Source organism: Vibrio sp. 1557, assembly GCF_033340175.1.
GTDB lineage: Bacteria > Pseudomonadota > Gammaproteobacteria > Enterobacterales > Vibrionaceae > Vibrio > Vibrio alginolyticus.
Map to the genome: position 1 here is coordinate 193,682 of NZ_JAWOVZ010000003.1, position 25,203 is coordinate 218,884.

A 25,203-nucleotide genomic window follows, 5' to 3' on the forward strand; every position below is an offset into this window, starting at 1 on the left:
ATGTCGCGAATTTGAGTTTTACACCAAATAAGCAAAAGGACTTGGAACGATATTATTTATGTATTTGTAAAGTAAGGATTTGTCGATTTTTGTAAATGAGAATTGATTTCAATAAATGGTGATCTTTATCACATTTGCGTGTCTGATAATCCATTAAAAATGTGAAGGTTATAGCACCGGATATATATTGATTAGCTTAATCATTGTTATGGGCAATCGTTATGCGCAGTATATTGTTAGTCCCCGCGTTATTAGTGTCAGGGTGTGCTCTGATACAACAGTCGACGCCGATTCAACCTGACGCCAACTGGCACGTGGACCAGTTATCGAACGGTATGAAATACCATCTCTATCCAACAGAAGACCAAGAAGTCTCGGTCCGTTTGGTGATGAATATCGGCTCATTCCAAGAAACATCTTCTCAAAAGGGTTACGCTCACTTTGTTGAGCATATGGCGTTTAATGGTAGTGAGCATTTTACCGGTAACGACGTTGTCAAACTTTTTGAGCAATCTGGTGGTAGCTTTGGCGCTGATATCAACGCTTTTACCAGTTATCAGCAAACGTCTTACCAACTTGACCTTGCGAATAATACGAAGCTAGAAGATGCCCTGAAGTGGATGAGAGATATCGGTAACGGACTTGAGTTTGCTCCTGAGCAAGTAGAGAAAGAAAAAGGGGTGATTCTCGGGGAATGGCGACGTGCTAATCCAGATGATAAGTCCTTTTCTATGCATGCTTACCAAGCCTCGATTGAAGGCACTATGTATGGTGAGCATGACCCAATTGGTACTCGCGAAGCGATTCAAAATGCTTCCTCAAGTAAGTTAAAGGCGTTTTACGACAAATGGTACCAGCCACAAAATGCCGAGTTGATTGTGACTGGTAATATCGACGTAGATTCACTGTCCAAGATTATCAAAAGCAAGTTCTCGAACTGGGAAAGTACCTCGGATACGGTAATAGAGAAGCGCCGTGATATTCGAGTGAACAACGAAAACAGAATCTTGCCAAGTAACACGATGGAATCACCAAGTCTTCATTTAGTGATTGAGCGTGGTCTAAGTGGCGGCACGACGATTGAGCAACAACATGAAGTGTGGCGTGATGAAGTCGCAACACAACTCATTCAACAGCGTTTGATCCGTGTACTCAGTGATGCCGCTGAACCTTTTCAATACGCTTATGCAGAGCCCTATTACTCTAACTATCAGCGTATGATGTCGGCAGGGATTTCGTTTGCACCAGATCGCCGCGAACAAATGCACCAGACTTTCATTCGTACCTTGGCGTCGTTGAGAGATTATGGTGCGACTCAATCCGAGTTAGATAGCGTTATGTCAAATTGGCAAGGTGAACTTGCAAATATTGATTCAGATTGGAGTCAGCGTAAGCCAAACAGTTACGCAGAAGCACGTGTTTTTCAAATTGGACAAGACAGTGTCAGCCAATCAAAAGAGAGTTATGCCCAGAGTTTGGCAGAATTCATCAACAACGAGAATTTAGAGAGCATTAACACACAATTGGCGGCTTTGTTATCTCAGCAGCCAAGCTTTTTTATTGGTTTGGGGAAAAGCGAAACGTCAGAACAGTTCAATGGTGTATTTGCCGCTCTAAACAGTGCCTATCTTCAAACTGGCGAAAAACCGTTAGAGATTTATGACAAAGTGGATGGATTCTTAAAGCCTACCCAGGAAGGCAGCATCACGAGCATGCGTCAGGAAGCGGGTGGTTTTCAAGTCTATACGCTATCAAACGGTGTCGAAGTGTGGTTCCAAAAAGATACTAAAGCGGGTGGTCGAGCGTATATTTACTATGCGAGCCAAGGTGGTAAAGCCGCTGTTGATCCGACGTTGTATGCCGCTTATGAAATCGCAGCAACAACGGCAATACGCAGTGGGTTAGGGGCATTTTCTGGTTCAGAGCTAGATAGCTACTTACGCAAAAACAACATTGCGCTTGGCGCGATGCTTGATGCGACCAGTCACGGAGCACAAATTACGGCGCCAAATACGCACCTAACTGATGCTTTGAATGGACTATACAACCTAGCGACGGAGATTAAAGTCGACGAGCGCCAGATGGCAGCAGCGAAGCAAGAGTTTAAACAGCAGAGCGGCGCTTTTTTTGAATCACCGATGGGAAAACTGATTCAAAAAGCAAACGGCAATTCTTATTTGCCGGGTAGTCGTCATCGTATAGTGTCCAGTGATGATGTTGAACAAGTGACTTCCGAGCAGATACTAGCGGTGCATGAGCAACTTTTCAAAACCAATGATGGTTTTAAGATGGTTATTGTTGCAAACGTAGAGCCGGAAGAAATTACACCACTTTTGCGTAAATATGTGGCCTCTATCGAAATGAAACCGAGTCGTTCGATTGATTATCACGTTGCGTTTAACCCGGAAGTGCCGGAGCGAACTGTGGTTGCGGATGGGCATGAACCTTCATCGTTGTATGTAATGCGTTTGACTAATACGAGCGATTACCAACGTACGGCAAGAGACACGGTTATCGAAGATATTTTGCAACGTATTAGTAATGCACGTGTTTTGGATATTGTGCGAGAAGAGTCTAGCCTTGATTACAGCCCGAGCATTTACACCATGACACAAGATCGCGAACCCATCTCTGATTGGCTCTTGGAGTCTCAAGTCGAGCCCGAAGACGTGGCTCTTTTAGAGAGTAAACTGGGCAAAGTGTTTGATGATTTAGCGTCAAATATTACCCAAGAAGAAGTGGATACGGCCGCGAAACAACTGGCAGTCGCGATGCAAGGATTGGATGATAACCCAGCACAGAGATCATGGGCATATACTCGTTATTTGGTGCATGATTACGGCGTCGATGTGTTACTTGACGTTGAGAAAGTGGCTAAAAGTGTGACGTTAGATGAAGTGAAAGCGCATGCAAAATCAGCTTTTGGTCCACAAGCAAAACGCTCGGTGATGGTTTTAAATCCGGCCGAATAATCACGTAGTTTCTGACGAAAATCGTGGCAATAGTAATAAAAAGACGGCGTGAAAGCCGTCTTTTTTAAGCACTTTAATCAGAGCGTTTTATGCTGATTTACGCGCAAGTCGCTTTTCATTGTTGGTGTTGTTTTCTTTTGTGTTCGCACTGTCTTGAGCCTTACCCTTTAACGTTACCACTTCCTTTTCAGGTAATTCGGCTGCTTCACCAAAGAATTTGCCACCAGGTTCAATGCTGAGGTTATTGCTCCAGATCCTACCGCTTACGCGTCCCTTGGCAAGCACTTGAATGTGTTCTGCGTGACAGTTTCCGTCCATCATGCCGTTAATGATCAGCTGTTTAGCGTAGATTTCACCGTTTACTCGCCCGCTTTCTGCGACAACGAGAGTGCCTTCCACGTTAATTTGACCATCGACGATGCCATCAATCTGGACATCGTTTTCTACTTTGAGTTCTCCGCTAAGAGAACAGCCTTTGGCGATGAGAGTTGAAGCTGCTGAGCTACTCGTTGTTCCACTGTTTTGATTAAAGATTCCCATCGTATTCTTCGCTCCTTAGTAAAAATGTCTTCGAAATCATTAAGGCTCCAATCGACAAATGGTTTCGGATTCAGTGCTCGCCCAACAAATCGCACCTCGTAATGCAGGTGAGGGCCAGAAGAGAGCCCACTGTTGCCGGAAATTGCAATCAGCTGCCCTTTTTTGACGAACTGACCACTTTTTACTTTGAACGCTTTCAAGTGCGAATAAGAACTCGAAAAACCGAAAGAATGTTGTAGCCTGAGGAAGTTACCAGAGCCTTTATTACTGCGGCGGGTAACTTCCACTACCCCATCGGCAGGGGCATAAATTTTGGTACCGATATTTACGGCAAAATCGAGCCCACGATGCATTTTGGCAACTTTTGTCACCGGATGGATACGCTTACCGAATCCGGAAGATAGCCGTACGTTGCCGACTGGAGAGCCACTTGGTATTTGGTTTAATAACACCATGCGAACGTTTGAGGTTATCGCCGCTGCATCGAGCCTAGCATCCAAGTTATTTGTCGAGGTATGTTCTCCAACCCCAAGCACTTTCTCTAATTCACCCAAACGTTCCGAAACAAGTTGTACCCGTTCTTCCCGTTCTGAAAGGTCATTTTCTAGCTCTGATTTAAGTGTTTTCAGTGTGCTGAGCTCTTCACCCATGGTGCGTGAATGCTCTGTCAATTCAGCTTGTTTTAACGCTGCATTATCAACGCGAGTGTACAAGTGATGAATTAAGATTACGGTCGCGGCCAGAGCAACAACAAAAAAAACGAAAAACGTTTTTATGTTGCGTTGCATCCTTTTACTGAAGTACCAATGTCTTGAGCCATTGATAGTTGATATAGAGATCGTCAACTGGTCTTTCATCGTCTTCTATTGCTCGTATTTGGTATACGTCTCGTCACTGAGTTAGTAGGAATGTAAGGAAAACGAGTAGGGACTGCCAGAGGCAAATTGGAAAGAAGTGTCAGGTCGTGAGGCGTTTTCAGATATTAGATAAAAGACTCAATAAAGATTTAATATTCTGCTGATTTTGGTCGTAATTACTCCAAATCGCTTCATTTAACTGAATATTATGATTTTTAAGGCGGTTATCCGAGAAATTGGATTGTGAATATTGCCAATAGCATCCGCACGCAATTCAACTTACTTCACGGTTTGCCTTATAAATGTTGGATAATTTATCAAACCGACATTCATTACATCGATAACTTGTTTATGATAGCGGTTGATATAAAGCACTATTCATTGGCTTTAAACCTAAGCGTTACATTTCGTTTAGGAACACATAACTATGACAACGGAGTTGGTCGTGAAAAAACTACTATTGGCTACAGCAGTGGTCGCAGCAGCAGGGGGCGCTGGCTACCTGTACCAAAACAATACTACCGCGAGTGATGCAGGCTCACTGTTAACGCAAGTTCCTGCAGATTCACTTATGGTGACGTATCAGACTGAACCTTTTAACCATTATAAATACATGAACGCATTCGGTACGGCGAACCAAGGCTCGATTGCAGAACTTTTTGCCGATGAACCACTGTCTCCACAACAGCAGTTTGCAGTTAATTTATTCGATGGATACCTAGAGAGTGCTGCGTCGCCAGAAACATTAAAAGCTTATTTGGGCACCGGGGAAAACATTAATCCTGTGTTGTACACAATTGGTATGGTACCGGTGTACAAAGTGGATATTGAAGACCCTGCCGCGTTATGGAAAACACTGGATCATGAAGAGCAGATGAGCGGCGCTAAGCATGAGTTGGTTAAGCTTGGTGAAGTCGAGTATCGTCGTTACGAGATGACTGATTCAATTGACCCGCAGGACGGTATTGGCTTGGTTGTAGCCGTGGTTGATAACGTGCTTACGTTAACGGTTGATGTTCCGCAACTGGGCGTTCAAAACCCGATTAAAATGGCATTAGGGCTTGAAGCACCAAGTCAAAATATTGCTGAGAGTGGACGTCTTGAGGCGTTGCAAGCCAAATACGGTGAAAACAACAACTCTTTTGGTTACTTTGATCATCGCGAAGTGATTAAAGGTTTGACGACGAAAGATGGCAATATGTTTGCTCGTCAAATCAGCACGTTGGATGCAATAGATCCTGAACCAACTATTGAGGAAATGCGTTCACCAGCCTGCCATACTGAGCTTACTCAAGTTGCAGAAAACTGGCCTCAGTCCGTCGCGTTTGCAGAATACAAGATGAAAGGCGATCAGGCGTTCATTAAAGGTTCTTTTGTTGTTGAGTCCAACAATAAAGTGATTCTAGATGCGCTCAAGTCGATTCGTGGTGTATTGGCAGAGTCTAAAAGTGATAAGAGTTTCTTTAGTATGGCGCTTGGTTTAGACATCAATACTCTAGCGCCATCGATTGGTCAGATTTGGGCTGACTTGACCCAGCCTCAATATCAATGCTCTTTATTGACACAAATGCAGCAAGAGATGGGCGGCCAGAATCCAGCAGCCGCTGTAAGCATGGGGTCAGGCATGGTTAATGGCCTTAAAGGGTTAAGCCTGCAAATGTTTGATATCAAAGTAGATACTAATGCTCAGCATGGTGAAGTATTTAGCCAGCTAGATGGTATGTTGTCTCTTTCTGCCAATGATCCAATGATGCTTATTCAAACTGCGCAAATGTTCGTTCCTGAACTTGCTCAATTGCAAATTCAACCGGATAACCAACCTGTTAATGTCAGTGACCTATTAGAAATGCATACTGGCATGAAGGTGGACGTGTTTGCTCGTCTAAACGAAAACCATTTCACCCTTTACAGTGGTGATAGTGCTGCGGAAGCAAGCAAAGAAGTGATGGCGCAATCACTTTCTCCAAATGGCTTGTTCAGCTTTGATTTTGATTCAGAGCGTATTTTGGAAGTGTTAGAGAGTGCGTCGTCAATCACAGGGGAGCCGGTTCCGGATGATGTTGCCAAAAGCTTACAAGGCGAGCTTGTTGGTGGTATGACGATGGACGTGACAGACCAAGGTATTGGTTTTGAGTTTGATTACCGCGGTGCAACTAAACCTGTAACGGTTGCACAGCAGTAACACATTGCGTAGAAAAAGGCGGCTTGAAGCCGCCTTTTGTTATTATGTACCGTATTAAAAAGCGAGTGGGAAGAGCGACGCTTACTCATCTATTTGAGGATGAGAGTATTGCTGATATTCAGGTAACTCTTTTCTTAAATTACTAAATGTCGCCCATGCACTTTCTTTTGAGAGTTTGTTGATCAGCCAGTTTGGCAATAGACCTCCGGGGTCAGCAAACGCCTTGTATTCCACGAGTGTTGTATCGTTTGTGAGTTTTTGTAACTCCCAAGTCGCATCAACCGAGCGAATTCGAACATAACCATTTTGTTCAGCAAGATATGAGTCAGGTGCGCTTTTGATTTCTATCGTGAATCCCAGCTCATCGACCCAGTACTTTGAGTAGGTGACCATATCCCGATTTTTGGCAGGCCATGGTGCTTTAAACTGGGTGTAAACGATGTTCTCGGTGGCCGATATCTGATTTAAAACCCGGCTATGACTGGCATTGTCAATCCAGTTCGGGATGTTGTCACTGTCTTCCAGTAGCGTTAAAAATGCACCATAGCTGGTGGGTGTGAACATCCGGGCACGGATCTCAACTAAACCGTCACTATGTTCTCGGGAGTAAATTGTGATTCCATTCTTGTCACTCTCGAACTGCCAGTTCTCGTTGGCGCTCGCATCAGCACCTGCGGATATCAATGTGGCGAGTGTTACGGCGCCAATTCTTAAATGCAACATCATGTTAGTATCCGCCAACTTTTCCTAAATTTAAGTTTATACGATTTGTCGTAACTATAAGGACAATAGTATGTTTTTTGTTATCGTTCTGAAGGTTGCTCTGCACTGAAGCCACGTTGAATGTTGGTGAAGGTAAGCGATGCAAATATTACGATAACGATCGCTAGATGCCATGCTTGACTCAATCCAAGCTGTACCAGAGCTAAGCTGACCAATGAGGAGACGACCATTTGTCCACCACCAGACATTGCCGCTGCGGCACCTGCTTGCTTTTTATAAGGTTGCATTACCATCGCTTGTGCACAAGGTAGGGCAATACCATTACCCAAGATCATTAATAGCTGTCCTAGCATCAGAAATAGAGGCTCAACAGGGCAGAAAAATAACCATATTGCTGCAGCGAGGTGAAGAAATGGGGTGCAGAGCAGCATTTTCTTATTGCCAATAATTGGCCTTACTCGGTTACAAATCGTGGTACCACATAACATACCCAAAGCGGGAATGAGTGCCCACATCGCATATTGAGCGGAGGTCATGCCAATTTGATCTTGCATGATAAATGGCATCACAGAGACTGTCGTAATCATTAAGCTGAAGTTTAACCAACTGATACTGGCGAAACTCATAAAGTAACGAGACGTAAGTAAGCTCTTGTATTGTAGTAACATTTTTCGGGGTGATGGAATGACAGAACGTTTTGCGATGGTTTCTGTGAACTTAAAGGCGATGATTACCCAGGCCAGCGAGACATAGCCCAATAGAGAAATAAACACCATACTCCAACCGAAGTGGAAGTTGATAAAGCCGCCAATCACAGGTGCAATAAGTGGCGTGATTGAAGCCGCCATGGCGATGTAAGACATTGCCACTGGGAGTTCGTCCCCGCTAAACCTATCTCGAGTCGACGCCCTCGCGAGTACCGCGCAGCATCCTGTACCTAACCCTTGTAAAAAGCGCCCCATCACCATCCCTGTAAATGTGTCACTGAAGAAAATAATCATCAGCAGACCAGACATCGCGATGAGTAAACCGGTAAGTAATACTCTTTTTCGTCCTAAAGCATCTGACACTGGCCCGTAGATAAATTGAGAGGGGCCAAAGCCGAGCAAATAAATACTCACAAGTAGTTGAGCTTGGTCGAGGGAGATGGAAAAGTCTTTTGCTATCCATGGCAAAGAGGGCATAACTAGCCCCATGCTCAACTGGCCAACGCTAATAACAAGACAGGCGAGTATTATAGTATGAAAGTTGATTGGGCGACTCATGACTGGTCTCCATTCAAACAACCTTTTTGGCGTCGTGATCTTAAGCCGCCTTCGTCATCCACTTCATTTAGCTTTGCTTTGACCCGCTTCACAGTCGATAGACTGACTTCGCATTGCTCTGCCACGTTTTGCAATGTGTAGCCTTCTAGCAGTAACGTTGCGATCTGTTGGTGTTTGGTTTTGTTTGCGGGGCGGCCGCGAAACTTCTGTTTCCATAATTCTGGCTGCTCTTTAATGGCCTGTCGCCCTTGCTCTGCGGCAAACAGGCGATGTTCAGTCTGCACTTTCCCATATCCAGATAACACTGTGAGTAGTGTTTGAGTTTGAACAGAACCTGGCTCAAAAGTTAGTGATTCACATACGGTTTTCAATGTTACACCTTTATCGAGTAGCATTTTTATCGTGTTCAATGCTTGACTAAAGTCGCGACCAAATGCGGTCAGCCACCAGAGCACAATCGTATCCCCAGCTCTGACGGAATCGAGCAGTCGTAAGAATGCCTCTCTCTCGGTTGGAGGCATGCAACCACGAACCTTATCCTCAAAATGCTGAGCTTCGGGTGCAAAAGCTTTTAGAGTATTAAGGTGCTCTTGGTAAGCTCGATTTTTTGGCGAATAACGAGTGTAAAGATACGTGGTCATAAGGATTATGAGCCTTTTTTTGTTTCATATAGTGTAATGGCTCATAAATATACATGGGTTCATTAATGCTTACAACACTAAATGAGCCGTTTGGGAGTCAGAGGCAAATAAAAAAGCCAACCGAATGGCTGGCTATAGCTATTTAAGCTTTTGTTGTCTGGCGCTCGATTAACTTCACTGGCACCATCATTTTTACTAGGCTGCCGTTTTTCGTATTAATTTGATCAACAATGATCTTCACGCACTCGCGAGCGAGGCGACGGAAATCCTGGCGGAACGTGGTTAATTGATAGCTTAACCATTCTGTCTGAGGAATATTATCAAAACCAATGACTTGTAAGTCCTGAGGAATCCTCAACCCGCATTCTATACGGGCGATATCCATGACCGCCATCGCAAGGTTATCGGTTGCACAGAACACTGCTTCAGGCCGATTTTTGTCTGCCAGTATGGCACGGACTTTATCAAGTGAGCTCGCGTAGTCATAGCTGGCTTCAATGATGCGTGGCGTCTTGCCGGTTAGGTCTTCAAATTCAGAGCAGAAGCCGCTTTGGCGTTCGTCATTCGTAAAGGTTGGCACTTCTCCCGTCAAATAAACCGCGTTCTTCACGCCACTTTTGTGCAGAAGTTGCGCGGCTTGTTGGCCTGCTTCGTAGTTGTCACTGATAACGTAGCTACTCCTAGTACCTTCAACAACTCGTGCGTATTGAACAATTGGGATATTAAACTCTTCACATTCTTCATAAAGGGACTTATTGAAGGTTGCGGAAGCAGCAATGACACCATCGACGCGATACTGGAAGATATTTGGGATTGAGTGGCCCTCTTCTTCATCCACTTGCCATGGAATCAATACGGCAGAATAACCTTTTTTCTGTAACTCACTGGAAATTAACTGCAGTGTTTTCATATGGATAGGGTAATCCGCATCAGGAAACACCAAACCTATCAATTTCGATTCGTTTGTGGTCAGGCTACGTGCAAAGGCGTTAGGGCGGTAGTTAAGGGCTTTAGCCGCTTCAAAGACTTTTTGCTTGGTCTTTTCGGATACTGAGCTACCCGGAACAAACACGCGCGATACAGTAGATTGAGAGACGCCTGCCATCTTTGCCACATCTTTTGATGTGACTACGTGTTTAATTGATTTCATGAATAAAACTTAGTTGCCAGTAATTGAGGTCATAAGACTAGCATAAATAGGTACGTATTCATAAATGTTCTGACGGGGTATCCTAAGTAGAATAATGGCTTTGGAGTGTTAAAAAGCAAAATGTGGGTTAACCCATTTGGTTTGCTTTGAGCTAGCACTAGATCTAGAGCGTAGATACTGTCCGTTTGTTGGACGTACAGTATCTACGTAAAGAACATTAATTTGCTTGTTTGACTGCAACTTTACGTTTCGGGGAGAGGAGTGAATACCCCATGTATCCGATGCAAGCGGTAGCAACAAGAATAGAGCAGCCACGCATAAAGTTAATCAGCATAGGAGCGTTGTCGGTAAACGCGTTGATCCCCCAAAGCATCACGATCGAGAATACAAACATCACTAGTAAGCCATAACATGGAGCATCGATTTTGCCGGGAACGACATACCAACCATCTTCCTTGATTGGTTTATTTAGACGAGCATATTCCGCTTGCTGGCCTTTCACTGTGTAAAGATGCATTTCATCTTGTTTACCCGTCAGGAGAAGGCTAGCAATGTAAGCGACAACGGCATTCACAAGGACGCCAATCACGCAATACCAAGGCCACGCAATATCGGTCGCAACGGCTACATACCAAATCACCAAGAAGCTAGCAGCAACGCCAATCAACAAGCCTTTTTCAGTAATGTGTTTTGAGTAGAACCCAAGGACAAACATACAGAAGCTTGCACCGACAAAGTAAGAGCCTGCCTTACTCAGCACTTCCAGTACCGAGCCTGTGCTGGTGGCAAACATGATCGCTGGAATGATGACCAAAATCGCCCACGCCACCGTGAAGAAACGCGATACCTTCAAGTAATGCTCTTCCGACTCGTTTTGCTTGTAGAAGCGTTTGTAAAAGTCAGCCACAGAAACGGTCGCCATTGAGTTGAACGCAGAGTCGAGACTCGACATACTTGCCGCCAGAATCGCAGCGGCAATGATGCCCATCAAGCCTGGCATTCCATATTCACTCGCATAATGAAGAATGATGGTGTTGCCGTTTTCAAACTCTTTACCGTCGTAATAAGCGTTGAACAGGACACCAAGCAAGATAAAGACAAAGTAAATAAAGAAGGCCACGTAGCCCATCATCAACATTGCCTTTTTCGCATCGCCCATGTTTTTCGCGGCCATACAACGTTGTACCATCATCTGGTTACCGCCATACACGGTGGTGTGGAACATCGTCATTGCGATAACGCCGGCCCATACCGTCGTTACTTGGCTTAGGTCAAAACTTGTTTGTAGGGCATCGGTCATTCCTTTCGCTTTGAGTTCTGCCATGACCTCCGTCATTGGAGCAGGCATGCCATTCCAAACGGCTTCAATGATGATGAATGCGCCAATAAATAAGATTACTGCTTGAATCACATCGGTCCAAATGACAGCCGCGATACCGCCCATTACGGTGTAGATAAGGGCAATTGCAGTGACGATCATGATGCAGTACATCACGTCGATACCAGTAATGAACTCTAAAATCATTGCTGTCGCGTAGAGTACGGCTGCCGAGCTCAATGCTTGTTTGATAAGGAAGATAAACGACAAAGTCAGTCGTGAAGCCTTACCGAAGCGTCGTTCTTGATACTCGTAGATAGAGGTTAAACCGTTGTTGTAGAAAAACGGCATAAACACAGCCACGATGAAGAAGATCACCAGCGGATAATTGAGGTGAATCGCGATAACCGACAGGCCTTCTTTGTAAGACCAAGCTGGCCCGCCAAGGAACGACATGGCACTCACGTAAGTACAAACGACAGAAATACCGATCGCCCACCAAGGGATGCTCTTATCACCCAAAGCGAATTGGCTAGCTGAAGTTACTCGCTTACCAATCACCGCACCCAATACTAGCGTTAGGGCTATGTATCCACCAAGGATGCTCCAGTTAAGTGCGCCAAACTCATGCATAATTAGGTCCTTCTAACTGTTCTTTCATTTGTGCAAACACGTCATAGCCAAGTTGCAGCAGGATATGAACGATGTCGATCGCCACCCAGTTTTCTTTCAGTAAATCGCCTTCGCGTCGCCAAATGTCCATAACGCGAAGTTCGATGTGTTTTCCGGTTGGGGCAAGACCGAGCCAGCCACTGTGACCAGTGTGAGTACCATGCATATGTGGCCAACCACCTGTGGATACGTAGTCATTTTTGGCCAAAAAATTGACCTCAATATCGACACTTCGATCTGGGAACGCAAACACAAATGGCGCTTGGTGCTGGTTACGGAAACCTTTGATACCGCGCGTCGTGCCAATACCTGCTGGGCCGTACCACATAAAGTCATTGTGCCAGTAGTTTTCAAGATCCATCGAGAAAAGATCTTTGCCATCAAAACGACCCAAGCAAGACAGCATATCTTCAACCAGCTGGGCGCTTTTTTCACTTTCTTCCAAAGACACAACAGATTGTTGAATACCGTTAGAAGTTGCAGGAGAAGGAACCAAGCCATCGTGACCTAAGCTTTTACGAAGAGGGTTGCAGCCTGCTTGATTCATCGCGTCGATGAAGTCTGGGATCATGTAAGATTCGGTGATTTGGTCGTTCTCCACACACACCATTTCGGTGTAACGCAAGTAGAGTGTTTTCCCTGTTGCTGGTATGCCAAATAGTGGTTGTTCAAATGTACCGATAAAGTAGCCGGTAGAGTTGTACCAAGTGCGGCCTTCGTATTCGCCGTGCATCACAATTACTGGTCGGCGCTCGGCGTCAGGCAAAGCATTAACAAGTGGTGAGAGGAAAGATTCGTGGGTTGCATCTGGGCCATTAAGATCGTTCACAGGGTGCGCCACGCACCATTTTACGTCAGGGTTCAAAGCTTGCAGAGCGGCCTGTTTTTGCTCGATGTCTGCGGCTTTGAAGTAGTTCTGGTAGAACTGTTCGATGATGTTGAGTGACATGTTGCTTCCTTACTGTCTGTGATTTTAATAAATAGTGTTTAGTCAGCCGTTAGCCTTGCTGTAGCAGGATTTGCTTCCAGATTGCGGTCTCGTCAAACAAAGTGAATTCGCGACGAAGACCCCAAGGGCCAAACTCAGCGTGGCTGATCCCCATGATGTAAACCTCTTTTCCTGAAGGCTTACCAAACATCCCATATCCCTCATGCTTACCGTGCAAAGACCATCGAATTGCCGCGCGTGGTGACATCATGTCGTCATCCCGGCCAATACGATGGTGAACGGTAAATTGAGCATTTGGGAAAGACGCACGAAGTGCCATCCAAAAATGATCGACTTCCGAGTATGATAGGGCATTTTGACCGCCAGTGTATTCGCCGATGCAAGCGCGGTCGTACTCTTTCGGTACTATAGAGAACTCGGCATTCATAAGGCTTCTGAGAATTGCTTCATAGCGCTGACCATATTCGTTGTCGTTGCCTACGCCCAAATAAGGTCCAGGAATGTCGACTTCAGGTGTGAACGGAAATGGGCTTGATTCCACGCCACCTTCAAATTCGATTTGTTGGCGTGCAAACTCTTCTGACGTCATACCCAGTTGTTTCGCGATATCGGCTTGATCGCGAACCAACCATTCGTCATTGATTTGGTTATTGATAGCGTGGCAATCTGCGATAATACGGAAACGAAGTTTGCGGTTCGAGGCTTGCCCGTAGAAGCCGTTGCCACTGTGTGTTGCAGTAGAGATGATTCGATGAGAAGAAAGCATGCCTTGTTCCGGGGTGCCTGACCAAATGACGTCTTCGCCATATAGCGTGCGATCGGGAAACTCGGCCAGTGTCGCCATTGTTGCACTGATCACCCCTTCGTTTCCTTGAACGATAGAGAGTGGAGTACGCACAACAATGTCGGGAGAGTAGTAGTGTTCTAAGGTGTTTAAACCTCGGTCTTCCCAAATCTCTTTTGTGATACCAAGAATGTAGTCGGGAAAATCACGCCACTTTTCATCGAAGCCAACCATGGCCATAAATCACCTCCGTAATTGAATAATTATGTTTTGATTACGTATTCAAAATATATCATGTTGCAATTTTGTCAACGGATTGTTTTTCAATTGTTTAAATAGCGTGCTGATGATCAGATTTTTAACAATTGAGCGGAAAATAAACTAAAAAAGTACAGGAGAGATGGAAGCTATCTCTTATCTAGACGTGTTAATAAGAAAGGAAGTCAAAGTTTTTTGTATGAATTTCCTAATATCTTATTGTTTTTAATCGCTTAATTTATTTTTATCTGTTTGAATGGAAACAAATGATTAAGCCAAAACTGATAATCATGCAGATCAAGGCACCCAAATAGACTTTATCGCTAACATTCAGCTATTTTGGTGTCAATTATCCTTATATCTTTCAAATTTTCCTTTTGCATACGAATGCTTAAAGGCTTTTTATTAAATCGGAAGTAAATAACGAATAAGCCACTAGAAAGGTGTTTATCTAGTGGCTATAACAGTCATAAGCGCTCTATGAGTGCAACGATCAGGATAAAAGCGCAGGTAATGATAGCGAGATGGCAGGGATGAAGGTAATCAACATCAAGGCCACTATCATTGCACCAATCCAGCCCATGATGGCTTTAGAGAGCGACTCTATCGGTACTTTGCCTACCTGACTTGCCATAAACAGGTTGGCACCCAGAGGAGGCGTAACAAAGCCAATGGCCAAGTTCACGATCATCACGATCCCAAAATGAACGGGGTCCATGCCGAGTGCTGACGTAATGGGTAACAGAATTGGCGTGAGAATAACAATGGCTGCCAGCGTTTCCATAAAGGTACCGACAAGCAACAACAGGACATTGATGCAAAGCAGTATCAGAAGTTTGTTTTCAGTAATCGATAGAATGAACTGAGCAATCTCGGTCGGTAGACGTTCTAGGGTCAATATGCGGCCAAACGTCACGGACGCACCCACAATGACGAGCACAGCGCCAACTAACAGTGACGACTCTAGAATGATTTTCACCACTTGCGTTGGTTTGAGTTCTTTATAAACAAACATGCCAAAGAATAAGCCATAGAGAACTCCGATGGCGGCTGATTCGGTAGGCGTGAAAATGCCGGAATAGATGCCACCGAGAATGATAACGGGTAGTAGCATTGCCCAACTGGCTTCTTTTAGCGCATCAAGACGCTCTGCCCAAGTCGCTTTGTGCTCGTTACCTGTGTAGCCCCGCATTTTGGAGACAATCAGACAGTAGCCGATCAATACCATACCAACGACCAAGCCAGGAATGATGCCCGCCATGAACATCTTGGTGACCGAGACCTCAGCAGTGATCGCGTAGACGATCATCACCACAGAAGGCGGAATAATGACACCAATCCCGCCGGAAGAGGCTATCAAGGCACCTGCAAAGCTGCGGTCGTAGCCTTTCTTCACCATCGAGGGAATCATCGTCAGGCCGATAGCGGCAACAGTGGCAGACCCTGTACCAGAGATGGAAGCGAAGAACATACACGCCACAATGGCCACGATGCCAAGCCCGCCAGTAAAGTGGCCAAAGAAGACCTCCGCCACATGCAATAATCGTTTTGAGATCCCTCCTTGGCTCATAAGGTTACCTGCCAAGGTAAAAAGAACGACGGCGAGGAGAGGGAAAGAGTCGAGCCCTGTTACCATCCCTTGGACTAAAAACTCGATGTTAAGAAATGGCAGACTGAGTATCGCGACCATACTGGCTGCCGCCAGAGCAATACCGAACGGAACGCCAATGAGCAGAAGCAGACCAAAGCTGCCAAACAAAAGTGCAGACGTCATGCGTTAAACTCCAATAGTCGGTTAGAAGTACGATACTTTGCTTTGATATGGCGATAGCGTTGGCGAGAAAAGCGAACTCGTTCATTGCTGGTGGAGCACGCGTTCACACGTTGATAAATGCTTGTCACTAGGCGCGCGCAGCTTAATAGTGCGCAAACTAAAACAGAGGTATACAAACACGCAATAGGAATTTCCATTGCGGGTGCAATCTGACCGAGTTGCAGGCTGCGGTTTATAACCTTAAATCCAAACCAGGCGACAGTGGCACTAAAGGCAAGGTAGATAAGATCAGAGACAATCAAACTGAATTGCGTCCAATTGCCCGGAAGTTTATCTATGAACACACGAATGCGGATGTGTCGATCATCTCGGATACAATAGCTGATGCTCAGGTACATCGCCCATACGAATAAATAACGTGCCAGCTCTTCAGCCCACGCGATCGTTGCGTCAAATAGGCGTAGTGCGATTTGCAAGCACAGTAAAGTTGTCATCGTCGAGATCGCGATAACGATAAGGGTAGGTTCTAGGTATTTGTCTAGTAAGCGAAACCACTTCATGTTCACCTCCAAAACGAGAAAGCACGACCTGTTGCCAGATCGTGCAAAAGAGTGGGAGTTATAGGCGTTCTATCTCGGCCATCACGTTGTCAAACAAGTCTTTACCCGTTTTACTGCGCAAGTCCTGGTACACGGCCGCATTCATTTTCTCTTTCATGATGCTGCGTACCTCGTCTGGGACGATGTTAACCGTCATGCCTTTTGCTTCGAGCTCTTTGATTACTTCTTGGTTTTGCTGCGCGGCGAGCTCACGCTGTTTTGCGATGGTTTCTTTGCTTACTTCACTGATCAGCGCTTGTTGTGCGGCCGGCAGTGAATCCCAAAACGATTTGTTCATGAACAACACGTAGTTGGTGTATATATGGTTAGTTAAAGAGAGGTACTTTTGTGCCTCGTAAAAACGTTCGGCATAAATAGAGTAGATAGCACTTTCTTGAGCGTTAATCAGGCCTTGTTGTAACGAGGTGAAAATTTCTCCCCAAGACAGAGGTGTTGGCGCAGTACCAATAGATTTCCACGCGCTTATTTGAGTGGGGTTAGATGCCGAGCGAATCTTTAGCCCTTTCAGGTCCTCAATACTATCAATTGGCTGTTTGTTGTTGGTCACGCTACGAAAGCCGACCTCCATAAAGCCAAGTCCATGAAAGCCTTTTGATTCCATAGCATTCAACAATGGTTGTCCGATCTTCTCACTGTCGAGCGCTTTGTGTGCTTGCTCTTCGCTATCAAAAAGGTAGAACACGTCGAGCACGTTAAACTCTGGGACGTAGGGAGAGAGTAAAACTGACGCACCAAACGTCATTTGTAAGTTGCCTTGCTGTACGAGTTCAGTCGTCTCACGCACATCGCCTAGTTGTCTTGCCGGATAGATTTCAACTTCTATCTCACCGTTTGAGCGAGCTTCCACTTCTTGTTCGAAATAGAGCATTGCTTTGTGTACGGGAGAGGTTTCTTGACTGTCATGAGCAAGACGAATAACACTGGTTGCAAACGTATTCATACTGCTAAATGCAAGCCCCAGTGCGGTAAGTGAAGTAAGGATTACTTTCTTCATCGTTCTTCCTTGTTTCTGGTATGACCTGCCATTGGCATTCGTCGGCAAGTCACACAACTTTTTATGTTTTTATAAATTAGTTGAGCAATTCATATCCATTTTGCATACGAATCCAAAATAAAACATTAAAGTAACAAGTCAATAACAAGATTGATGAATTGATGAGGAATTAAATAACGATTGGTGAAAATTTAATCGTGATCACAGAAAATGCCTTACTCGAAAGCAAGGCATTTTGTTTATGAAGAATGAATAAAAATGGATTTATTAAATGGTGCTACTACGTTCGATCAAGGTGCCTTGCTCGAAAAGGTATTCGCCAGTTGCATCCAGGTTGCCGTTGATTCGATTCATCAAATCTTCAACCGCTCGTTTAACAATTTTGTCGACTGGTTGAGCAATGGTGGTCAAATCATAGCTCGGCCATGCAGACATCGGAATGTTATCTACACCCATCACAGAGAAGTCTTGGGGGATCTTTGCTCCGGCTTGTCGCAAGCCATCCATCACACCCATGGCGAGGATGTCGTTTGCACAAAAAATTGCATCGGGTTTGCTAGTGTGCGACAAGATCGCTTTCGCTGCTTCTAAGCCTGCTTCAAAGCTGTACTTGGCTTGGATAAACGTTGGTGATGGAGCGCCGAGTTCTTGCAACTTTGAAGAGAAACCCAGCCAACGCTCTTCACTGGTCATGGAGCCAGCATCGCCACTGATATAAGCACACTGTTTTGCGCCTTTCTGCGTTAAATACTCCGCAGCTTGTTGGCCCGCCAAGCGGTTATCAATACCAGAGCTGTTGGCATTAATGCCTTCGGCGTAGCGGTTGATCAAGCTTAAGTGAACGCCAAACTTTTCGCATTGGGCAAACGCGCGTGAGGTTAAACGGCTGGTTGCGATAACGAGTCCGTCCACTTGGTATTCAATGGCGCGTGAAATGGCGAGATCGAGGTCGTCCTTGTCGATAGGGCAAAGCACAACTTGTCCGCCTCGCTTTTGAATTTCGACAGCCAAAGCACGAGATTGCATGTCGTACATTGGGTTTGATTCGCTATCTAACGCAATCGCCACTAAGCCTGAACGATTCGAAATCAGACCTCGGGCGATGGCATTCGGTGTGTATCCGAGCTTAGCTGCGGCATCCATCACCATTTTGCGTTTCTTCTCGCTAATACTCGCAGTCGGGCTGAATGCTCTAGATACCGTCGATTGAGAGACGCCGAGCATCTTCGCGACGTCGATCGAAGTTACTTTCGCTTTAATGGTGATACTCCTTATTTAAGGCCATTGAACCTTCTCATACGTGCTGAGTGTATGGGCTAGGGGATTTCTGTGTCTAGAGCATTACATTGATAAGGCGTAAATATCAGAGAAAACTCAAGAATTCATCACATTTCTCTCTTGTTTGAAGCCATCAATGATCATTTTGTGTTCAGAGCCAACACAAAAGAAGCTAACGCCGAGTTCACGCCATTCCCGAGCTTGTTGAGCCGTCGCGACAAACATGCCAACAGGTTTATTGGCGGCTCTGGCCGCTTCGATTACTCGCATACTTGCTTGTGCGACTTTCTCATCATGAACGCTATCAGCACCATAAGCGACAGTGAGATCAACTTGGCCAATGAAGAGCGCATCAATACCTTCAACATTGGCAATCGCTTCAACATTTTCGACCCCTTGAGGGTCTTCAATTTGTGCAATGACAATCGTATTCGCACGGCTGTCTTTTAAGTGTTCAACCATGGGCTTAGTGGCGTATTGCGCTGCTCGACTGGAACCAGCATACCCTCGGCCACCTTCTCCGTAATGGCAGATTTTCGCCAGTTGCGTCGCTTGCTCAGCAGTACAAACATGGGGAATTTGTACACCCGCCGCGCCACAGTCAAGCGCGTTCAAAATGGTTGAAGGAGCGCTGTCTTGTACTCGTACCACGCACGCGAGGTCATTCGCTCTGGCCGCCATGATGCACAGATCAAGCGAGGAACGATCGAAAGGTGCGTGCTCTGCATCCAGTACCACAAAAGGCAACTCTGCCAGTGCCAATACCTCGATAATGTGAGGATGAGGGGTTTTAACAAATGTACCTAATAGCGTTTCTTTAGTCAGACGTTGCTTAAAATTGCTCATAATTCTCTCCTTTGCAAAGGTATGCAAAAACTAACACGGTGAAATGTAAATGATGAGTAAAAATGATGTGATCTAAAACTCATTTTTGATTAAAAATTAAACCAAATCAAGGTCCTTATTACTTGCTTTTCTTTGTTTAAATTAATTAATACAAAGGCTTAAGGGTGGTTTTTGTGGTTTGTTGACTTAACTTGTCAAATATTAATTAGGTGTTTAATCTGATTTTGCATTCGTATCCAAAAGCATAAAAATAACCGTTCGTCAGCCTCAATGTTCAAGGAGAAACCCAATGGCACGCATTTTAAAAAACGGAATCACTGAAGAAGCATCAGCATCAAACGACGCAAAAGTGCGTCAGATTGTTGAAAACATTCTTGCTGATATTGAATCGAAAGGTGATAGCGCTGTACGTGAGTTGTCTGAAAAGTTTGATAACTGGTCGCCGGAGCAATTCCGCCTGTCAGAAGAGCAAATCCAAGCCTGTGTGGATGCGCTTGATGAATCGACTCGTCATGATATCGAGTTCGCTCAGCAACAAGTTCGAAACTTTGCTCAAATTCAACGTGACTCAATGAAAGACGTCGAAGTAGAAACCATGCCTGGTGTGGTACTGGGGCATAAAAATATTCCAGTCAACAGCGTGGGTTGTTACATCCCTGGTGGAAAATACCCATTGGTTGCATCCGCTCACATGAGTGTACTGACGGCGAAAGTCGCGGGCGTAAAACGTGTTATTGCTTGTGCGCCACCGTTTAATGGCCAGCCGAATGTGGCGATTGTCGCTGCGATGGCAATGGCGGGTGCGGATGAAATCTATTGCTTCGGTGGTGTTCAGGCGGTAGGTGCAATGGCTCTGGGGACGGAGACTATTGCACCGGTCGATATGATTGTAGGGCCGGGTAACGCATTTGTAGCAGAGGCAAAACGTCAGTTGTTTGGTCGCGTCGGTATCGATTTGTTTGCAGGCCCAACGGAAACCTTAGTCATTGCCGATGAGAAAGGCTGTGACCCAGAGTTGGCAGCGGCAGATTTGCTTGGTCAGGCCGAGCACGGTTACAACTCTCCCGCTGTATTGTTGACCAATAGCGAGACATTTGCGCAACAGACCATCAAAGAGATCGAACGTCAGTTAACCATTCTTCCAACGGCTGAAGTCGCGGGTAAAGCGTGGGCAGATTACGGACAAGTGATTGTGTGTGATAGCTACGAAGAAATGGTGGAAGTGGCAGACGATATCGCTTCTGAACACGTTCAAGTGATGACGGAAGATCCTAAATACTTCCTAGATAACATGACCAACTACGGTGCCTTGTTCCTAGGTCGTGAAACCAACGTTTCTTACGGCGATAAATGTATTGGTACCAACCATACACTGCCAACGAAGAAAGCGGCGCGATACACCGGTGGTCTTTGGGTAGGTAAATTTATCAAAACCTGTACTTACCAGCGTGTAACGGAAGCTGCGTCCCTCAAAGTCGGTGAGTATTGCTCTCGCTTGTGTGCACTCGAAGGTTTTGCTGGCCACAAAGAGCAAGCGGATATTCGTGTGCGCCGTTACAAAGGCAAAGTAGAAGAGGCGTAATATGTCGAAACTTGCCTTAGTCACAGGCGGCAGTGGCGGACTGGGTGCCGCCATTTGTCGCAAGCTAGCTGAATCGGGATATCGCGTAATTCTGACTTACAACAGTAATCATAAAGCGGCCGAGGATGTACTTTCCTCGCTGCCACGTAACGAGCATCTAGCATTCAAATTGAACGTGGCAGATTCTAGTGCGATTGAACAGCTTAAACATCAAGTCAGTGAAATAAGCGACAAGCTGGATTTGTTGGTCAACTGTGCGGGGATGACGAAATTCGTCGCGCACTCTGATTTGCAAAGCTTAGATGATCAACTGTTTGACCAAATTTTCCAAGTGAACGTCCGTGCGCCTTTTGCCATGGTTCGAGCGTTTGAGCCTTGGCTTAAGCAAGCCAATGGTTGTGTGGTGAACATTACTTCTATCGCGGCACAGACTGCGATGGGGAGCAACATTGCTTACTGTGCAAGTAAATCTGCCGCGGAGAACATGACCCGTTCTTTAGCTCGCGCTCTGTCTCCCGAGGTTCGCGTTTTGGCTGTTGCTCCAGGGCTTGTCGACACTGAGTTTGTCAAAGGCTTGGATGACGCATGGCGTAATCAACAAGAACAATCCACACCGCTTAAGCGTTTAGCCAATGATGAAGAAGTCGCTCAAGCCGTGTACGCCGCAGCAGAAGTTTTGACCTTCTCGACAGGCAATACCATCGCGGTTGATGGTGGGCGACCTTTAGGTCTGTAACACACTTTCGGTCTGTAACTAACAATTCAAAGGCTAGGTCCAAACAAGGACAACAAGGATTTACAATGACTCTACAATCTAAAATGAATAATAATCTGGTCCGCTACATGGAACTGATTCCGGGTACGAGTGCGTTTATTGATGCGCGCACGCCAGGCAGTGATCTCAAAGATAACTTTTGTATTATCGGTGCAGGGGTGGCAGAGAGCAGTCGTCAGCATGTTCATATTCGCGATACGGCGGGCTTTAATATTGGTGCCGCAGGCCAACCGCCGGGCATCAAAAATTCGTTACATTCTCATCGCACCGCTGAGCTTTTCTTGGTGTTCAAAGGTCAGTTCCGCTTTTATTGGGGGAACGATGGAGAGCATGAGGCGGTGTTGTCTCACGGTGACGTCATCTCGATTCCAACCAATCTCTTCCGTGGATTTGAAGTGGTTGGCCGCGATTACGGCTTTATGTTCTCGGTACTTGGCGGCGACGATTCAGGTGGCGGCGTTATTTGGCATCCAAACGTTATCAAAGACAGTCAAGGTTATGGTTTATACCTCAAAGCCGATGGCACACTTGTGGACACTATTAATGGCGACCCGGTGCCACAAGAATCAGAATTGATGCCGCTGCTTACCGAAGAAGAACTCGCGACCTTCGATACCTACACCGCAGAAGAGATGATGCCATTTGTCGCTCTGCAAAAAGATTATCGTGAAATCAAAGGCGATTTCGGCGGAAGCAACGTGAAACAATACGCCTTAACGGGTCATCCTTTGGCGAGTTATGACTTCCAAGTAAAGAGTGAAGATGAAGTGAGCATCATGGCTTATGAGCTTTCTGAAGGTGGCTCGATTCCTCAACACTGCCGAGAAGAAAAACAAGTGCTTATCAACTTTGATGGCGATACTGAAGTCGTCCTCACGCATCAAGGCGAACAAGCGAGTGTTGTTTTAACGCGCGGTGATGTGCTGAATGTTCCAGAAGGTGCGTCTTATTCACTGACGAACTTGCGTGGTAATAGTTTGACGTATTGCATTCTTGGGTCTGATCAACCAAAGCCGCTTGCAGGAGAATAAAATGACGCAACCCACCTCGTTAGTTTGGCTACCCGGACTACTTTGTGATGGCACATTGTTTGAGGAAGTCAACCGAGCGTTGCCAAGTTGGGTTGAGCCTTCATGCCCGACGCTGGCCTCATTGCCGTCAATGGAACAGCTGGCGCAGAAAGTGTTGCAAGACGCACCGCAGGAGTTTGTCTTGGGTGGCTTATCAATGGGTGGGATTCTTGCCTTTGAGGTGTACCGTCAAGCGCCAAACAGAGTCAGAGGTTTGGTGCTAATGGACACCAACGCGGCGGATGAAAAGCCAGAGGTGACACAAAAGCGCGACGCACTGGTTAGTCGAGCGTTAAGTGGTGAATTTGAAAGCATTACGCCTGATACTCTAATGCCAGTGCTGATTCATCCAACCCGTTTGCAAGACAAAGCGTTAACTGAGCGTATAGAAGGCATGGCGATCAATGTAGGTTTGGAGGCATTTGAAGCACATGCTAAAGCGTTAGCAACTCGCCCGGATGCTCGACCTTTATTGGCGGACATTCAAGCTCCTACGTTGGTGATAACAGGTAAAGAAGATAAGCTTTGTCCGCTAGACAATCATCTGCTCATGGAGAGATGCATCCCAAACGTCACGCTTCATGTTATCCCTGAGTGTGGGCATCTATCTACGCTTGAGCAGCCTTTAATTATTAGTGAAGTGATGACTACTTGGCTTCAAGATAACTTTGCTTAGTGTTGATAAGAACTTCATCACTCACCACCTTAAGGTTACTTGGGTATAGGTGGTGAGCGATGAGTATTATCAGAAGTAGTAGCGAATACCTGCCGCGAATTGATCATCACGGTTTTCGAATTTGCTGCCATCGTACTGATCTTTACCTAGATCGAACTGGTATTCAGTCCAAACTAGGAATTTGTTCTTCTGGAAGTGGTATTCAAGACCAGGGATCAGCAAGTTACGCTCGTAACCTTGTGTCTCGTCACCACGATCTTCCATGTAGTTGTAGTTCAACGTTGGGCGTAGGCCGTTATCGAAGTGGTAGTAAGTGTAGATTTCGCCACCTAGGGTATCGAACATTACGTCCGTACCGCCTTGGCTCACTGCTTCCCAGTTTTCGCCAACGTGGAATGTCGCACCCGCGTAGAAGCCACCGTTGCTGTAGTTTGCGCCCAATAGCATGATGCGCATGTTGTCGCCGTTTTCTACGCCAACCACGCTTGCGTCTAGATCCGCAACTTCATTTTGATGGTAAGCCGCACCAAGTGTTACGCTATCAACCGGTTTGTAAGTGATCGACGCACCCATGCCGTTTTTCAGTGAGGCTGTCGCATTGCTTGCTAGAGCAACATCTTCACGCGTGGTTTGGTAAGTAAAGCCGTAGCTCACTTTTTCATTGATTGAATTACGGTACGTAATTGAGTTTTCTGCACGACCAGCACCGGAAGCGATACCCCAGTCAGCTAGGTTGTAAACACCTGAGCCACGAGTACCGAATACACGACCTAAATCGGTGTACCATGCTACGTCGTAGAAGGTAGACCACTGCTTAGTACCCGCAGCAATCTTGCCGTATTTTTCGTGATCAACACCTGCGTATAGCAAGCGGTCGTAAATGTTGTCGCCGTTCGCGCCAGAGTTGTAGCCCCATTCCGCGTGACCGAAACCAGTCCAGCCGTTATCTAGACCCATTTGGCCTTTCAAACCGAAACGTGAGCTGCCGCTGTTCCATTCGCCGTTGTCATCACCGCCACGGTCTTGGTAGCGAAGATCGAAACGGCCATCGATGGTTAGGCTGTCGCCAGCGTCATTAACAAAAGTGTGTGCAGCAAAGGCTGAGCTAGAAGTAAGCGCTGCTAAAATCACTGCAGAAAGGGTCGACTTTTTCATCATCAATCTCATTATTCAGGGCGCAGAAAGCCACCGTGCGTTCATGCCCGTTGTGAATAAGGGTTCTATCTTGAGGTTGTGCCCCATCCTTGAGGCACGAGTTGGGAGCATGTCACCTGAAC

General features: G+C 45.9%; 21 protein-coding genes. 6 read left to right on the plus strand and 15 right to left on the minus strand.

Features of this window, described 5'->3' with window-relative positions; genetic code table 11:
- Positions 1-221: 221 nt before the first annotated feature.
- Complete coding sequence (locus R7070_RS06600) at positions 222-2,972, plus strand: M16 family metallopeptidase (protein WP_256900213.1); 2,751 nt, start codon at positions 222-224, stop codon at positions 2,970-2,972.
- Positions 2,973-3,059: 87 nt separating this feature from the next.
- Here R7070_RS06600 and R7070_RS06605 read toward each other — a convergent pair whose 3' ends face one another.
- Together R7070_RS06605 and R7070_RS06610 are read right to left on the minus strand one after the other, a co-directional pair.
- Complete coding sequence (locus R7070_RS06605) at positions 3,060-3,512, minus strand: polymer-forming cytoskeletal protein (RefSeq protein WP_080659230.1); 453 nt, start codon at positions 3,510-3,512, stop codon at positions 3,060-3,062.
- Positions 3,416-4,369 carry a M23 family metallopeptidase gene (locus R7070_RS06610; RefSeq protein ID WP_005374721.1) on the minus strand — a complete coding sequence of 318 codons (954 nt, stop codon included), beginning with the start codon at positions 4,367-4,369 and terminating at the stop codon, positions 3,416-3,418. The genes R7070_RS06605 and R7070_RS06610 overlap by 97 nt, the downstream gene beginning before the upstream one ends.
- Positions 4,370-4,796: 427 nt before the next feature.
- On the opposite strand from R7070_RS06610, the gene R7070_RS06615 reads away from it, so the two are divergent.
- Positions 4,797-6,551: a hypothetical protein gene (locus R7070_RS06615; RefSeq protein WP_318141168.1), complete on the plus strand. Its 1,755-nt coding sequence runs from the start codon at positions 4,797-4,799 to the stop codon at positions 6,549-6,551.
- 81 nt (positions 6,552-6,632) lie between these two features.
- Here R7070_RS06615 and R7070_RS06620 read toward each other — a convergent pair whose 3' ends face one another.
- From R7070_RS06620 to R7070_RS06675, 12 genes are all read right to left on the minus strand, one after another.
- Positions 6,633-7,277 (minus strand): START domain-containing protein, encoded by a 645-nt coding sequence (locus R7070_RS06620; protein ID WP_213867929.1) that lies wholly within the window; start codon positions 7,275-7,277, stop codon positions 6,633-6,635.
- A 77-nt stretch (positions 7,278-7,354) separates the two neighbouring features.
- Positions 7,355-8,539, minus strand: a complete 1,185-nt coding sequence (locus R7070_RS06625) for a multidrug effflux MFS transporter (RefSeq protein ID WP_238972310.1) — start codon at positions 8,537-8,539, stop codon at positions 7,355-7,357.
- Positions 8,536-9,180, minus strand: coding sequence for a recombinase family protein (locus R7070_RS06630; protein ID WP_005374729.1), 645 nt, complete (start codon positions 9,178-9,180; stop codon positions 8,536-8,538). The genes R7070_RS06625 and R7070_RS06630 overlap by 4 nt, the downstream gene beginning before the upstream one ends.
- Before the next feature lie 142 nt (positions 9,181-9,322).
- A complete protein-coding gene (locus R7070_RS06635) occupies positions 9,323-10,330 on the minus strand; it encodes a LacI family DNA-binding transcriptional regulator (RefSeq protein WP_017820101.1) in 1,008 nt (335 codons plus the stop codon).
- 217 nt (positions 10,331-10,547) lie between these two features.
- Positions 10,548-12,281, minus strand: a complete 1,734-nt coding sequence (locus R7070_RS06640) for a sodium:solute symporter family transporter (protein WP_005374733.1) — start codon at positions 12,279-12,281, stop codon at positions 10,548-10,550.
- A complete protein-coding gene (locus R7070_RS06645; RefSeq protein WP_005374736.1) occupies positions 12,274-13,269 on the minus strand; it encodes an ester cyclase in 996 nt (331 codons plus the stop codon). The genes R7070_RS06640 and R7070_RS06645 overlap by 8 nt, the downstream gene beginning before the upstream one ends.
- 49 nt (positions 13,270-13,318) lie before the next feature.
- The gene (locus R7070_RS06650) at positions 13,319-14,293 is read right to left on the minus strand and encodes an ester cyclase (protein ID WP_005374738.1); all 975 of its coding nucleotides are present in this window, start codon (positions 14,291-14,293) and stop codon (positions 13,319-13,321) included.
- A 511-nt stretch (positions 14,294-14,804) separates the two neighbouring features.
- Positions 14,805-16,085 (minus strand): TRAP transporter large permease, encoded by a 1,281-nt coding sequence (locus R7070_RS06655; protein WP_318141169.1) that lies wholly within the window; start codon positions 16,083-16,085, stop codon positions 14,805-14,807.
- On the minus strand, positions 16,082-16,645 hold the full coding sequence (locus tag R7070_RS06660; protein ID WP_005374742.1) for a TRAP transporter small permease: 564 nt from the start codon (positions 16,643-16,645) through the stop codon (positions 16,082-16,084). The genes R7070_RS06655 and R7070_RS06660 overlap by 4 nt, the downstream gene beginning before the upstream one ends.
- A gap of 58 nt (positions 16,646-16,703) precedes the next feature.
- On the minus strand, positions 16,704-17,699 hold the full coding sequence (locus R7070_RS06665) for a TRAP transporter substrate-binding protein (protein WP_005374744.1): 996 nt from the start codon (positions 17,697-17,699) through the stop codon (positions 16,704-16,706).
- A gap of 267 nt (positions 17,700-17,966) precedes the next feature.
- Positions 17,967-18,923: a LacI family DNA-binding transcriptional regulator gene (locus tag R7070_RS06670; protein ID WP_005374746.1), complete on the minus strand. Its 957-nt coding sequence runs from the start codon at positions 18,921-18,923 to the stop codon at positions 17,967-17,969.
- A gap of 150 nt (positions 18,924-19,073) precedes the next feature.
- Positions 19,074-19,823, minus strand: coding sequence for an HpcH/HpaI aldolase family protein (locus tag R7070_RS06675; protein WP_005374748.1), 750 nt, complete (start codon positions 19,821-19,823; stop codon positions 19,074-19,076).
- Positions 19,824-20,112: 289 nt separating this feature from the next.
- On the opposite strand from R7070_RS06675, the gene hisD reads away from it, so the two are divergent.
- The 4 genes from hisD (at position 20,113) to R7070_RS06695 (ending at position 23,926) form a co-directional block, all read left to right on the plus strand.
- Entirely contained in the window at positions 20,113-21,405 is a 1,293-nt protein-coding gene (gene hisD, locus R7070_RS06680) for a histidinol dehydrogenase (RefSeq protein ID WP_225455610.1), read from the plus strand.
- Position 21,406: 1 nt separating this feature from the next.
- Complete coding sequence (locus R7070_RS06685; RefSeq protein ID WP_033906644.1) at positions 21,407-22,141, plus strand: SDR family NAD(P)-dependent oxidoreductase; 735 nt, start codon at positions 21,407-21,409, stop codon at positions 22,139-22,141.
- Between the two features lie 65 nt (positions 22,142-22,206).
- Positions 22,207-23,211, plus strand: coding sequence for a cupin (locus tag R7070_RS06690; protein WP_005374765.1), 1,005 nt, complete (start codon positions 22,207-22,209; stop codon positions 23,209-23,211).
- Between the two features lies 1 nt (position 23,212).
- Positions 23,213-23,926 (plus strand): alpha/beta fold hydrolase, encoded by a 714-nt coding sequence (locus tag R7070_RS06695; protein ID WP_042522209.1) that lies wholly within the window; start codon positions 23,213-23,215, stop codon positions 23,924-23,926.
- Positions 23,927-23,995: 69 nt separating this feature from the next.
- On the opposite strand, the gene R7070_RS06700 is transcribed toward R7070_RS06695, so the two are convergent.
- A complete protein-coding gene (locus tag R7070_RS06700; protein ID WP_005374770.1) occupies positions 23,996-25,081 on the minus strand; it encodes a porin in 1,086 nt (361 codons plus the stop codon).
- Positions 25,082-25,203: the final 122 nt, after the last annotated feature.

Excerpts from the sequence above, each read along its gene's own strand:
- R7070_RS06600 (WP_256900213.1), top strand. The coding sequence starts at position 222 with ATGCGCAGTATATTGTTAGTCCCCGCGTTATTAGTGTCAGGGTGTGCT.
- R7070_RS06605 (WP_080659230.1), bottom strand. The coding sequence starts at position 3,512 with ATGGGAATCTTTAATCAAAACAGTGGAACAACGAGTAGCTCAGCAGCT.
- R7070_RS06610 (WP_005374721.1), bottom strand. The coding sequence starts at position 4,369 with ATGAAAGACCAGTTGACGATCTCTATATCAACTATCAATGGCTCAAGA.
- R7070_RS06615 (WP_318141168.1), top strand. The coding sequence starts at position 4,797 with ATGACAACGGAGTTGGTCGTGAAAAAACTACTATTGGCTACAGCAGTG.
- R7070_RS06620 (WP_213867929.1), bottom strand. The coding sequence starts at position 7,277 with ATGATGTTGCATTTAAGAATTGGCGCCGTAACACTCGCCACATTGATA.
- R7070_RS06625 (WP_238972310.1), bottom strand. The coding sequence starts at position 8,539 with ATGAGTCGCCCAATCAACTTTCATACTATAATACTCGCCTGTCTTGTT.
- R7070_RS06630 (WP_005374729.1), bottom strand. The coding sequence starts at position 9,180 with ATGACCACGTATCTTTACACTCGTTATTCGCCAAAAAATCGAGCTTAC.
- R7070_RS06635 (WP_017820101.1), bottom strand. The coding sequence starts at position 10,330 with ATGAAATCAATTAAACACGTAGTCACATCAAAAGATGTGGCAAAGATG.
- R7070_RS06640 (WP_005374733.1), bottom strand. The coding sequence starts at position 12,281 with ATGCATGAGTTTGGCGCACTTAACTGGAGCATCCTTGGTGGATACATA.
- R7070_RS06645 (WP_005374736.1), bottom strand. The coding sequence starts at position 13,269 with ATGTCACTCAACATCATCGAACAGTTCTACCAGAACTACTTCAAAGCC.
- R7070_RS06650 (WP_005374738.1), bottom strand. The coding sequence starts at position 14,293 with ATGGCCATGGTTGGCTTCGATGAAAAGTGGCGTGATTTTCCCGACTAC.
- R7070_RS06655 (WP_318141169.1), bottom strand. The coding sequence starts at position 16,085 with ATGACGTCTGCACTTTTGTTTGGCAGCTTTGGTCTGCTTCTGCTCATT.
- R7070_RS06660 (WP_005374742.1), bottom strand. The coding sequence starts at position 16,645 with ATGAAGTGGTTTCGCTTACTAGACAAATACCTAGAACCTACCCTTATC.
- R7070_RS06665 (WP_005374744.1), bottom strand. The coding sequence starts at position 17,699 with ATGAAGAAAGTAATCCTTACTTCACTTACCGCACTGGGGCTTGCATTT.
- R7070_RS06670 (WP_005374746.1), bottom strand. The coding sequence starts at position 18,923 with ATGCTCGGCGTCTCTCAATCGACGGTATCTAGAGCATTCAGCCCGACT.
- R7070_RS06675 (WP_005374748.1), bottom strand. The coding sequence starts at position 19,823 with ATGAGCAATTTTAAGCAACGTCTGACTAAAGAAACGCTATTAGGTACA.
- hisD (WP_225455610.1), top strand. The coding sequence starts at position 20,113 with ATGGCACGCATTTTAAAAAACGGAATCACTGAAGAAGCATCAGCATCA.
- R7070_RS06685 (WP_033906644.1), top strand. The coding sequence starts at position 21,407 with ATGTCGAAACTTGCCTTAGTCACAGGCGGCAGTGGCGGACTGGGTGCC.
- R7070_RS06690 (WP_005374765.1), top strand. The coding sequence starts at position 22,207 with ATGACTCTACAATCTAAAATGAATAATAATCTGGTCCGCTACATGGAA.
- R7070_RS06695 (WP_042522209.1), top strand. The coding sequence starts at position 23,213 with ATGACGCAACCCACCTCGTTAGTTTGGCTACCCGGACTACTTTGTGAT.
- R7070_RS06700 (WP_005374770.1), bottom strand. The coding sequence starts at position 25,081 with ATGAAAAAGTCGACCCTTTCTGCAGTGATTTTAGCAGCGCTTACTTCT.